Genomic DNA, 11975 nt, shown 5'->3' on the forward strand with positions numbered 1-11975 from the left:
TCCGTGCCGTGTGGGGGTGGTCCGGCACATCGTCCAACGCTACGTCATCCTGGGCGCGCGCGGGGTCATTGTCGGTAGAGCAGGGCACGGACCTCGCTCTCGGCGGCTCGGAGCCGGTTGGGGTCGATCGTCTCGCCGTGGTCGTACGCGTCCAGGAGCCGCGGGTCGATGTAGCTCTGCCGGCACACCGTCGGCGTGTTCCCGAGCTCGTCACTGGCCGCCTTCACCGCGTGCGACACCGCCTTCTTGCGCTTGGCCTGGCTCGACTGCGGCCCGGTCTTCGCGAGGTCGACGGCCGCGGCCACCGTCCCGTGCAGCGTGCGGAAGTCCTTCGCGGTGAACTCGTCGCCCGCGCGCTCCTTGACGTAGGCGTTGATGTCCTCGGCGGCGAGCGGCTCCCAGTCGGCGCCGCGGGCCGCGCGGAACGACAGCAGCCGTGCGTTCGCCCCGCGACGCTTCATGCCGGCGATCACCCGTGCGAGGTCGTGGTCGTGGATGGTCGACGACCACTCCTGCCCGCTCTTGCCCGGGAAGTCCAGCTCGATGACGTCCCCGCGGACGTGGGCGTGCGCACAGAGCAGCGTGGACAGGCCCCGGCTGCCGTGTTCGGTGGCGTACCGCTCCGACCCGACACGCAGGGATCCCTGGTCGAGCATCCGGAACGCCGCCGCGAGTGCTCGCTGCCGGTCCGGCTCCGGTCGCCGCAGGTCCTGTGTCACCATCCGTCGCGCGGCCGGCAGGGACTCCGCCAGTGCCAGCGCACGGTCGTACTTGATCTTGTCCATGCGTTCGCGCCAGGACGGGTGGTACATGTACTGCCGCCGACCGGCGCCGTCGAGACCCGTGGCGAGGATGTGCCCGTTGTCGTAGGGCGAGATCCAGACGTCGTCCCATGCCGGTGGGATGACGAACTCGTCGAGGTGCTGCCGGATCTCCGGGTCGGTGACGGTCTGGCCGCTCGGGTCGCGGTACGAGTACCCGCGTCCGGTGCGGATGCGGCGGTAGCCGCGACCGTTGGTCGCGGAGCGGCGGAGACGAGTCACGTCTCCGAGCCAACTCGGCGATGCCTGGGACCGTCCCCGGTCGGACGGGAGGCGCAGTGCGGGCCCGCACCGCGCCTCCAGGCCGGTGGTGGGTGCGGACACGAAAGCGGGGCCGGACCCAGAGGCCCGACCCCGCTGCCGCAGGTAACCGGAGTTACTTGATGATGTTCTCGACCGTACCGGCACCGACCGTACGACCACCCTCGCGGATGGCGAAACGGAGGCCCTCTTCCATGGCGATCGGCTGGATCAGCTCGACCGTCATCGACACGGTGTCGCCGGGCATGACCATCTCGGTGCCCTCGGGCAGCGTGATGACGCCGGTGACGTCCGTGGTGCGGAAGTAGAACTGCGGGCGGTAGTTCGCGTAGAACGGGTTGTGACGCCCGCCCTCGTCCTTGTTCAGGATGTACGCGTTCGCGGTGAAGTTCGTGTGCGGCGTGACCGAACCCGGCTTCACGACGACCTGGCCGCGCTCGACGTCCTCGCGCTTGAGGCCGCGGATGAGGAGGCCGGTGTTGTCGCCCGCCTCAGCCTTGTCCAGCAGCTTGCGGAACATCTCGATGCCCGTGACCGTGGTCTTCTGCGTCGGGCGGATGCCGACGATCTCGACCTCGGAGTTCAGGTCGAGCGTGCCACGCTCGACACGGCCGGTGACGACCGTGCCACGACCCGTGATCGTGAAGACGTCCTCGATCGGCATGAGGAAGGGCTGGTCGGTCGCGCGCACCGGGTCCGGAACGGACTCGTCGACGGCGGCCATCAGGTCCTGGACGGACTTGACCCACTTCTCTTCACCGTTGAGGGCACCGACCGCGGAGACCTGCACGACGGGGGCGTCCTCGTCGAACTCCTGCGAGCCGAGGAGCTCACGGACCTCGAGCTCGACGAGCTCCAGGATCTCCTCGTCGTCCACCATGTCGGACTTGTTCAGCGCGACGACGATGTACGGCACGCCGACCTGACGGGCGAGCAGCACGTGCTCACGCGTCTGGGGCATCGGGCCGTCGGTGGCGGCGACCACGAGGATCGCGCCGTCCATCTGCGCCGCACCCGTGATCATGTTCTTCACGTAGTCAGCGTGACCGGGGGCGTCGACGTGCGCGTAGTGACGCTTCTCGGTCTGGTACTCGACGTGCGAGATGTTGATCGTGATGCCGCGCTGGCGCTCCTCGGGAGCGTTGTCGATCTGCGCGAAGTCACGGGCCTCGTTGAGGTCCGGGTACTGGTCGTGCAGAACCTTGGTGATCGCCGCCGTGAGCGTGGTCTTGCCGTGGTCGACGTGACCGATGGTTCCGATGTTGACGTGCGGCTTGGTCCGCTCGAACTTGGCCTTGGCCACTGTGGGTCCTCCTCAGGACTCGGATGCAACGCCCCCGGTCGGCCCTGGATGGGCCCGGGCCGTTGGCGCGCGGTGTGTGTGTCTTTACTGTACTTGGTGACGAGGGGCCCGTCGCCGGGCTCCCTCGCCTGTGGAGAAACGCTGGAGCGTTACTCCCCCGCGTTCTTCGCGATGATCTCCTCGGCGACCTTGGCCGGGACCTGGCTGTAGGTCTCGAAGGTCATCGAGTAGACCGCACGACCAGAGGTCTTCGACCGCAGGTCGCCGACGTAGCCGAACATCTCGGACAGCGGCACGCTCGCGCGGACCACCTTGACGCCCGAGGCGTCCTCCATCGAGGCGATCTGGCCACGACGGGAGTTCAGGTCACCGATGACGTCGCCCATGTACTCCTCCGGAGTACGGACCTCGACGGCCATGATCGGCTCGAGGATCGCCGGACCGGCCTTGCGGGCCGCTTCCTTGTAGGCGATGGACCCGGCGATCTTGAACGCCATCTCGGACGAGTCGACGTCGTGCGCCGCGCCGTCCTTGAGGGTCGCGCGGACGCCGACGGTGGGGTAGCCCGCGAGGACGCCGACCTGCATGGCGTCCTGGATGCCGGCGTCGACCGACGGGATGTACTCGCGCGGGACGCGGCCACCGGAGGTCGCGTTCACGAACTCGTAGACCTTCTCGGCGGTGACTTCCATCGGCTCGAGCGCGATCTGCACCTTCGCGAACTGGCCGGAACCACCGGTCTGCTTCTTGTGGGTGTAGTCGTAGCGCTCGACGACCTTGGTCAGCGTCTCGCGGTAGGCCACCTGGGGCTTGCCGACGCTGGCCTCGACGTGGAACTCACGCTTCATGCGGTCGACGAGGATGTCGAGGTGGAGCTCGCCCATGCCCTTGATCGTCGTCTGACCGGTCTCGGCGTTGAGCTCGACGCGGAACGTCGGGTCCTCTTCGGCGAGCTTCTGGATGGCCGTGGAGAGCTTCTCCTGGTCAGCCTTGGTGTTCGGCTCGATGGCGACCTCGATCACCGGCTCCGGGAACGTCATCGACTCGAGGACGACCTGGTGCTGCGGGTCGCACAGGGTGTCACCGGTGGTGGTGTCCTTCAGGCCGATGACCGCGTAGATGTGGCCGGCGGTCACGTTGGCGACCGGGTTCTCCTTGTTGGAGTGCATCTGGAAGATCTTCCCGATGCGCTCCTTCTTGCCCTTGGTCGAGTTGATGACCTGTGCACCGGACTCGATCGAGCCGGAGTACACGCGGACGTAGGTCAGACGACCGAAGAAGGGGTGCACCGCGACCTTGAACGCGAGCGCCGAGAACGGCTCCGTCGCGTCGGGCTTGCGGATGATCTCCTTCTCCTCGTCCTTGACGTCGTGGCCGATCATCGGCGGCACGTCGAGCGGGGACGGGAGGTAGTCGATGACCGCGTCGAGCATCGGCTGGACGCCGCGGTTCTTGAACGCGGAACCGCAGAGGACCGGGTAGAGCGTGCTGCTCACGGTGAGGGCACGGATCGCTGCCTTGATCTCGGCGACGGTGAAGTCGGTGTCGCCCTCGAGGTAGCGCTCCATGAGCACGTCGTCCGCCTCGGCCACGCGCTCGATGAGCTTCTCGCGGTACTCGGCGGCGCGCTCCTGCAGGTCGGCCGGGATCTCTTCGATGTCGTACTTCGCGCCCATCTCGACGTCACCCTTGGCGTCGCCGCGCCAGGTGAGTGCACGCATCTGGACGAGGTCCACGACGCCTTCGAAGGAGCTCTCGGCACCGATCGGCAGCTGGAGCACGAGGGGCTCCGCGCCGAGACGGTTCACGATGGTGTCGACGGTGTAGTAGAAGTCCGCGCCGAGCTTGTCCATCTTGTTGACGAAGCAGATGCGGGGGACGTTGTACTTGTCCGCCTGACGCCACACCGTCTCGGACTGGGGCTCGACGCCCTCTTTCCCGTCGAACACGGCGACGGCACCGTCGAGGACGCGGAGCGAACGCTCCACCTCGACCGTGAAGTCCACGTGACCCGGGGTGTCGATGATGTTGATCTGGTTGTTGTCCCAGAAGCAGGTCGTCGCAGCCGACGTGATCGTGATGCCGCGTTCCTGCTCCTGCGCCATCCAGTCCATCGTGGCGGCGCCGTCGTGGACCTCACCGATCTTGTGCGTGATGCCCGTGTAGAACAGGATGCGCTCGGTCGTCGTGGTCTTGCCAGCATCGATGTGCGCCATGATGCCGATGTTGCGGACCTTGTTCAGGTCAGTGAGCACGTCCTGTGCCACAGGTTCCTCCGGAAGAGTTGTAGGAGAGCTTGGCGGCCGTCCGGGTGCCGGTGGTTCTTGACCACCGGCACCCGGACGGTGCCGGGACTACCAGCCGGACTTACCAGCGGTAGTGGGCGAAGGCCTTGTTCGACTCGGCCATCTTGTGCGTGTCCTCGCGACGCTTGACCGCGGCACCGAGACCGTTCGACGCGTCGAGGATCTCGTTCATGAGACGCTCGGTCATCGTCTTCTCGCGACGGGCCTTGGCGTACGAGGTCAGCCAGCGGAGCGCGAGGGTGTTCGCGCGGTGCGGCTTGACCTCGACCGGGACCTGGTAGGTCGAGCCACCGACACGGCGGCTCCGGACCTCGAGGGTGGGACGGACGTTGTCGAGCGCCTTCTTGAGCGTCACGACGGCGTCCTGCTGGTTCTTGGCGGTGACCCCTTCGAGTGCGTCGTAGACGATGCGCTCGGCGAGGCCCTTCTTGCCGTCCAGCAGGATCTTGTTGACCAGCTGGCTGACGATCGGGGCGCCGTAGACCGGGTCGGCAACGACGGGACGCTTGGGGGCGGGACCCTTACGAGGCATCTAACTCAACCCTTCTTCGCGCCGTAGCGGCTACGAGCCTGCTTACGGTTCTTCACGGCCTGCGTGTCGAGCGCGCCGCGGATGATCTTGTAGCGGACACCGGGCAGGTCCTTCACACGACCGCCGCGCACGAGCACCATCGAGTGCTCCTGGAGGTTGTGGCCCTCACCGGGGATGTAGGCCGTGACCTCGGTACCGTTCGAGAGCTTCACACGAGCGACCTTGCGCAGTGCCGAGTTGGGCTTCTTGGGGGTGGTGGTGTAGACGCGGGTGCACACACCACGCTGCTGGGGGTTCGCCTTCAGGGCGGGCGCCTTGGTCTTGGTGACCTTCGGCGTACGACCCTTGCGAACCAGCTGCTGGATAGTAGGCAACTGTTCTCCTGGTTCTCGCTCGTGCTCTCTGGTCGGCGCGGACCGCCGACTTCCTCGTCCCACGCTGATCACCGCCGGAAGGCGGATGATGGAGGCGGGGACGGATTGGTCCGGCGAGGGACGTGATCCGTGCCGGACGATCAAGGCGCGCCCGAGGGCGCACACCCGAGCAAGACTACCTGCGCACCCGCGTGAAATCAATCCAGGGCAGGCCGGAGCAAGCTCGCGCGGGGCGCTCTGAGCGAACGTCGTCGACGGTTGCGGAGTCGCTCGTCAGGAACCGGAGTCGGAGGACCCGTTGCCGATCGCGGACCGGAAGGTCGCACCGCCGCTGGTGAAGCCCGTGATGTACCCGCTCGCGTTGACGTTCATCGGTCCCGCGGAGGCCGTGCCCACGCCCCCGGGCCCGGAGATGTCCGCCGTGAAGGTCGCCCGGCCGAAGGTCGTCGTGGTGATCAGCCAGCCGCCGGCACCCCAGTCACCCACGGAGACGACCGGCCTCGTCTGCAGCGTCCACTGCTCGTTCGAGTACGTGTAGGACGGGTCCTCGCCGTAGGCGTAGAAGCTGCAGCCGGACGGCGCCGGGTCCTTCGAGGCGATGCACCCGTTGACCCACGCGTCCACCGCGGCCTTCGCCGACTGGGCCCCCGCGGCCGTCAGCTTGGTCGCGAGCGTGACCGGCGCCGGCGCGGTGTCCCCGAAGCCCTGCACCGTCGCGGTGGTCGCATCGGCCGTGTACCACTTGCCCCCGTCGACGCCGACGTCGTAGGTCCCGGGCAGCACCTTGAGCGTGACCGAACCGTCCTTCGTGGTCGTCGCGGACTGGCCGCCGACCGTGGCGGTCGCGCCGGCGGGCCCCTGCACGGTGAGGTCGACCGTCCCGAGCCGCGGGGCCTCGAGCTTCCAGATCGGGAAGACCCCCCAGTCCGTGCCGGTCTTGTCGAGGGTGAAGGTCGCGGAGACGTCCTGACCGCCCTGCCGGAGGTACGCCCCCACGGTCGCCGTGTCGCCGTCCTCGCGCACGGCGGCGATCCGGTAGCCGGTGACCTTGCGTGTGGCCTTGGCGTAGGCGGCGTCCGTCAGCAGGACGTCGGTCTTGGTGTGGGCGACCCCCGCGTCACGCAGCGCCGCGTCGACCCGGCCCGCCGTGAGGTCGTCGAGGAACGCGCGGACGGGGCGGTCCGCGGAGTGGGTGCTCGTGCCGACGCCGTACCCGACGACACCCGCGACGAGCAGCAGGAGCACGACGGCGCCACCGGCGATGATCGAGACGAGCGCACCACGGCGGAGCTTCCGGCGGGGTGCGAGCCGGCCGTCCGGCACAGTCGACGCACCGTTGGGGACGCTCCACGCGCCTCCAGACCGGTCATGCGCGACGGCGGAGGCGACAGCCGCTCCCGCGCCGCTCGGTGGACCGTCAGTGGTCCCGCTGATCGAGTCGACGTGCGGGACGGATCCCCATCCGTCTCGCTGGTGCTGGTCCGTCATGGTTCCCCCGTGGCGTGGTACGGCGTGCCCCGCGATCCTACCGCTGGGCGGTGTCGCCCTGGCGGCGCTCCACGCCTCGCTGGTGACGGGCCATCACGACGCCGCCGATCACCGAGACCAGCGCCACGACCACCGCGCCGACCACGAACGGCCCGAGCGCGTACCCGGCCGGGAAGACCAGGAGTTCCGTGACGTCGCCACGGATCAGCGTGTAGCCGACCGCCCCGACGCCGAGCATCACGAGGTAGGCCGCTGCCGCGGCGACGAGTCCCGTCACTCCGGGGTTCCCCTCGCGGGCGCCGACAGCGGTCGCGAGGAACACCACGATCGCGCCGGCGACGACCATCGCGGGGCCGAGGTACGGGGTGGCGTCGGGCTGGGAGACGGGCTCGACGTCGGCGAGGAGCGCCTCGAAGCCGGTCACGGCGACGACGAGCGCGATGAAGAGGACCGACGTCATCGTCGCGATCAACCACCGGGACATGGGGCGATCGTAGCGCCGGGGACTCCGGGGCCGCTCGGGGAAGTGGAGGTACAGGCTGGCGGGTGCGCTATCGCAGCTGGTCGTGCTGCTGGTGCTCTTGCTGCTGTTCCTGCTCGTGCTGCTCGTGCTGTTGGTGCGCGGCAGCTACGAGGGCGAGCGCGATGGTCGCCGTGATCACGGGGACCGTCTCGGTCATCGGGGCCGGTGGCGCTCCGGCCGGTGACCCGATCTGGAGGACCGGGGTCGGCTCCGGCAGGGAGGTCGCGGTTGCTGCGGTTGCTGCGGGCAGGTTCACCGTCGCCGCCGCAGGGTCGGCGCCGTTCCCGTGATCACGGAGCGCAGGACCGACGACCCGGAGCACCGCGGTCGTCGCCGGTGGTTCCGCGAGACCGACGGCAGGGCTCGGCGCGGCCTGGCCGAGGTCGTGCGGCTGACCACGTCGCTCGGAGCGCCGAACGGCCGCGGTCCGGATGAGCACGACGAGGGCGACGATCGACCAGATGCCGTTCACCACCGTCGACGGGATCGCGTGGTGCGCCGCGACGTTGACCGCGATGGACAGGCCGCCGACCAGGTTGATCAGCTGGTAGACGGGGCCGTTCGAGAGCTTCCCTGCGGAGAAGAGCATGTAACCTGCCAAGACAGTTACAGCACCGAACCACCCAAGGAATTCGACGATTCCGACCAACACGCGCGACTCCGGGCACGACGATGGACGACCGATTTGGATCGACCGTCCGAGGGGTGACGAGCAACCGCGAGCGCGGCGCCGAGCAGCATCGTAATCAGGACGGTGAGCGGTGCGGAAGTCGATCGGCGTGGCGTTGCCACCCCAGTCCGTGGGGTGATGGAGAGCGCCGGATCAGCGCTTCGCGGCGGGGGTGGCGGTGCCGGTCGCCGCAGTACCCGGAGTGGTCGTCCCGGGGGTGTTCGTCCCGGTCCCTGTGGCGCCGGTGCCGGTCGCATCAGTGCCGGTCGCGCCGGTTCCCGTCGCCGTCGACGTCGACGTGTCGAGGACGTAGATCGAGCCGCCGAAGGTCCACGTGGAGTTGTTGCTCGCGGAACCGCCGTCACCGCTCGTCGCCGTCGATGAGATGGTCGTGATGAGGAAGAGCCGTGCACCACTCTGCATTCCTCTGACAAACGCGAGCGCCTGGTCGAAGGACCCATCCACAGCGACGGTGACCGGGATCACCGAGAGGTTCTCGCCGGTGATCGAAGGGTTCGTGACGGCGGTCGGAGCCACGGGAGCCACGGGAACCGCTGGTGCAGCACTGGCGCTGGTGCCGGTAGACGGTCCTGGACTCGGAGTGGCGGATGCTCCTCCTGCGGCAGCGCCCGCCGCCAACGCGGGGGTGGCCGGAGCGTAAGCCACTGCGTCGCTCGACGTGAACGAGGACACCTGCATGCCCGACGAGGCGGCGACTCCGTCGAGCTCGTCGATGAATGCGGGCAGATCCGCCCCGGCGGGCACCGAGGCAGTTCGAGCGGTCAGCTCGCGACGCATGGCTGGCAACTTCGCCGCTTGGGCGGAGAGGCGCGAGAGTTCGGCACGGTTCGCGTCGTTGGACGTCTGGACCGTACGCGTCTGAGCACGGGCAGCGGCACTCGCCGCGAGCTGTGGTTGGATCGCGAGGAAGAAGCCCCCGACGGCGACGATGGCCATCGCGACGACTGCGAGCAACAGGCTCATCCGGTTCCGCGACATCGGTCAGCCCTTCGTCGCGTTCGTGGCAGCGTATGCGCCGTCGAACGCTTTCTCGTTGAGGTGGATCGTCATGTTGACCCGGTAGCCGCTTCCGTCGTCGGCCCGAGCGACCGAATTCGCGTTTGCATCCACGAATCCCCGCATACTCCGAACCGACGTCAACCATTCTGGGACGGACGGCAGCGTCGAACTGGACGCGTCGAAGGTCAGGGTAGCGATGCGCGCGCCCTGGAGCGGGTCGTCCGACTGCGCGTAGGACTGCGTGGGCGATGCTGAGTCCACGGTCAGACCGGTGATCTTCACACCCGCCGGGAGCTTCGACTGGACCGATCGGAGCGTGGCCGCCCAATCGACCTCAGTCGAGCCGCCGACCTGTTGCGCGGCCTTGAGCAGCGTGGTGGCGCCCTCGGTAACCCGGACGTCCCGGTAGCGAAGTTGCTGCTGGAGGAGCGTGACGGTCTCGCCTTGCGCTGTCGTCAAGTCTTGCTCTGCTGCCATCCGGTCGAGCGAAGCCCAGCCCGCCAACAACCCCACTGCCACCGCCATCGCCACGACACCCGCCCAGACACGCCGGACCACTGCGCGCTGGCGCCGGCTGACGTGGACCTCGCCGGGGAGGAGGTCCACCCGCGGGACCCCGCCCACCACGAGCTGTCGTGCCTTGCCGCGGGCACGAGGCGCTCGAACCGGCTCACCACCTCTCCGAGCGCGCCCTCCCGGGTCGGAACGGGGGTGATCGGTCGTCGTGTCGATGATCTCGGTCATGCTGCTCGTCCTCCGACTGCGAGACTCCAGGCCACCGAGAGGGACGCGGCGCGCTCTCTGAGCACCTCGGGGCTGACACCACGGGCTGTCCGGGCTGAGACGAACGGGTCGCCGAGGGCGACGGGAAGTCCAGAAACGTCTCCAAGGCCCTCGCGGAACCCAGGGAGAGCCGCACCGCCGCCGACGACCACGATCCCCTGGATCGTCTCGTCAGGTCGGGTGTTGGTGTAGTAGGTCACGGTGTTGCGGATGCTCGTGAGGAGCTCGCCGACGGTCTCCCGCGTGGCGGCCACAGCCCGACTGTCGTCAGGCGTCCGTGGCTGCCCGACCAGGCCGAAGTACCGTTTGACCGCCTCTGCTTCGGAGACTGGGATTTCCAGCCGCGCAGCGATCGCCTTCGTGACGTCGTCACCACCGGTCGGGATGATCCGGACGAACCGCGGGACGCCATCGCGCGCGATGACGATCGAGGTCGTGTTGCCACCGCAATCCACGATCGCCACGGTGCCCGAGCCGGCCACCCGAGGAGCGAGGACGCGCGTGAGTGCGAAGGGGATCAGATCGACACCCACGGGGTTCAGGCCGGCGAGTTCTGCTGCGCGCACGTTTGCGAGCACCGCGTCCTTGATAGCCGCCACCAGGAGGCCGTGGACGACCGGGCCGCTTTCACCGATACCCTCGTCAATGGGGTAGAAGTCGAGGATTGCATCTCCGACGGGAACCGGGAGCATGTCCTGGACCTGGAACGGGAGCGACTCGCGGATCTGGGCAAGGGGGGCTTTGGGCACGGTCAGATCGCGCGACAGCACGCGTTGGTTACCCATCCCCAGGACCACGTCCTTGGTCCGGAAGCGCCCGATCGACCAGAGTTCGCGGAACGCCACCGAAACGGTGTTCGCTTGGAGCACCTCGCCATGCTTCGTCGCGTCGGTGGGCACGGGAACCTCAGCAACACGAACGATCGTCGGCTGGGCTTTGTCCGCGTCAGCGACTTCGACCGCTCGGATCGCTTCTGCTCCGATGTCGATGCCGACTATGTGCTTGCTCATGCCGTCTTCCTTCGGGGTTGGCCCGGGTCAGTTGAGGTGCATCGGGTCATCAGACCAGACCGAGGAGTCGGAGGTAGGCAGCCCAGACGGGGTCGCCCACGAACGCGCCCACCCACGCTCCGAGGAGCATCCACGGTCCGAACGGGATCCCACTGCCCCGACGGGCCCGACGGATCAGGAGGAGGACGATCCCGAAGCTACCGCCGAGGAGGAACGCTGCGAAAGCACCCACAGTGAGGGGTCCCCATCCGAGGTACGCGAGGAACAGTCCGAGCGCTCCGGCGAGTTTGACGTCCCCGAGTCCCATACCCCGCGGAACTGCCACCGCGAGGACGAGGTACGTACCACCGAGGATCACCATGCCGATCAAGCCCCGCACGAGGGCGCCCCAGTCGCCGGTGAACACGCTCGAGACCCCGAGGAGCACGAGGAGGAGCGGGTACAGAGGGAGCACGATCCGGTTGGGGAGCCGGTGCGTATCGATGTCGATGAGTGCAAGCGCGACACTCACCGCCATCACGTACAGCAGCGCGACGAGGAAGGCGATCTCACCGGCGAGCTCGGCACCAGAGACCGCGTGCCGCGGTCCGAACCTCAGCGCGACGGCGAGGAACAGGAGAGCGGTCACGGCTTCCACGAGCGGGTAGCGCGCCGAGATCGGCTCGCGGCAGTTGCGGCAACGACGACGGAGCAGGAACCACGACAGGATCGGGATGTTGTCCACACCCTGGATCAGCCGACCGCACCGCGGGCAGGAAGAGGCCGGCGCGATTACCGAGAGCCCCGCAGGCACTCGGTACACGACGACGTTGAGGAACGAGCCGATGGCGAGTCCGAGCACCGCGACGAGTCCGATGAGCACCGCCGCCAGCGACATGAGTGAG

Annotated in this window: 12 protein-coding genes; all 12 read right to left on the minus strand. The window is 68.2% G+C overall.

Annotated features, from left to right (window positions below; all coding sequences use genetic code 11):
- Nucleotides 1-65: 65 nt before the first annotated feature.
- The 12 genes from J7E22_RS05370 to J7E22_RS05425 all read right to left on the minus strand — a co-directional run bounded on the left by J7E22_RS05370 (nt 66) and on the right by J7E22_RS05425 (nt 11968).
- The gene (locus tag J7E22_RS05370) at nt 66-1043 is read right to left on the minus strand and encodes a DNA topoisomerase IB (protein ID WP_214979648.1); all 978 of its coding nucleotides are present in this window, start codon (nt 1041-1043) and stop codon (nt 66-68) included.
- 154 nt (nt 1044-1197) lie between these two features.
- On the minus strand, nt 1198-2385 hold the full coding sequence (gene tuf / locus J7E22_RS05375; protein ID WP_214979650.1) for an elongation factor Tu: 1188 nt from the start codon (nt 2383-2385) through the stop codon (nt 1198-1200).
- Between the two features lie 149 nt (nt 2386-2534).
- A complete protein-coding gene (gene fusA, locus J7E22_RS05380; protein WP_214979652.1) occupies nt 2535-4652 on the minus strand; it encodes an elongation factor G in 2118 nt (705 codons plus the stop codon).
- A gap of 100 nt (nt 4653-4752) precedes the next feature.
- A complete protein-coding gene (rpsG, locus tag J7E22_RS05385; protein WP_056121395.1) occupies nt 4753-5223 on the minus strand; it encodes a 30S ribosomal protein S7 in 471 nt (156 codons plus the stop codon).
- 5 nt (nt 5224-5228) lie between these two features.
- Nucleotides 5229-5597 (minus strand): 30S ribosomal protein S12, encoded by a 369-nt coding sequence (rpsL, locus tag J7E22_RS05390; protein ID WP_017885540.1) that lies wholly within the window; start codon nt 5595-5597, stop codon nt 5229-5231.
- A 273-nt stretch (nt 5598-5870) separates the two neighbouring features.
- Nucleotides 5871-7085: a hypothetical protein gene (locus tag J7E22_RS05395; protein ID WP_214979654.1), complete on the minus strand. Its 1215-nt coding sequence runs from the start codon at nt 7083-7085 to the stop codon at nt 5871-5873.
- Between the two features lie 37 nt (nt 7086-7122).
- Nucleotides 7123-7569: a DUF6121 family protein gene (locus tag J7E22_RS05400; protein ID WP_214979655.1), complete on the minus strand. Its 447-nt coding sequence runs from the start codon at nt 7567-7569 to the stop codon at nt 7123-7125.
- A gap of 67 nt (nt 7570-7636) precedes the next feature.
- Nucleotides 7637-8197 (minus strand): hypothetical protein, encoded by a 561-nt coding sequence (locus J7E22_RS05405; protein WP_214979657.1) that lies wholly within the window; start codon nt 8195-8197, stop codon nt 7637-7639.
- A gap of 234 nt (nt 8198-8431) precedes the next feature.
- Entirely contained in the window at nt 8432-9277 is an 846-nt protein-coding gene (locus tag J7E22_RS05410; protein WP_214979659.1) for a hypothetical protein, read from the minus strand.
- Nucleotides 9278-9280: 3 nt separating this feature from the next.
- Nucleotides 9281-9904, minus strand: coding sequence for a hypothetical protein (locus J7E22_RS05415; RefSeq protein ID WP_214979660.1), 624 nt, complete (start codon nt 9902-9904; stop codon nt 9281-9283).
- A gap of 134 nt (nt 9905-10038) precedes the next feature.
- Entirely contained in the window at nt 10039-11091 is a 1053-nt protein-coding gene (pilM, locus tag J7E22_RS05420) for a type IV pilus assembly protein PilM (protein ID WP_214979662.1), read from the minus strand.
- A 49-nt stretch (nt 11092-11140) separates the two neighbouring features.
- A complete protein-coding gene (locus J7E22_RS05425; protein ID WP_214980632.1) occupies nt 11141-11968 on the minus strand; it encodes an A24 family peptidase in 828 nt (275 codons plus the stop codon).
- Nucleotides 11969-11975 lie beyond the last annotated feature (7 nt).

The sequence above is a fragment of the Curtobacterium sp. ISL-83 genome (assembly GCF_018613895.1).
Taxonomy (GTDB): domain Bacteria; phylum Actinomycetota; class Actinomycetes; order Actinomycetales; family Microbacteriaceae; genus Curtobacterium.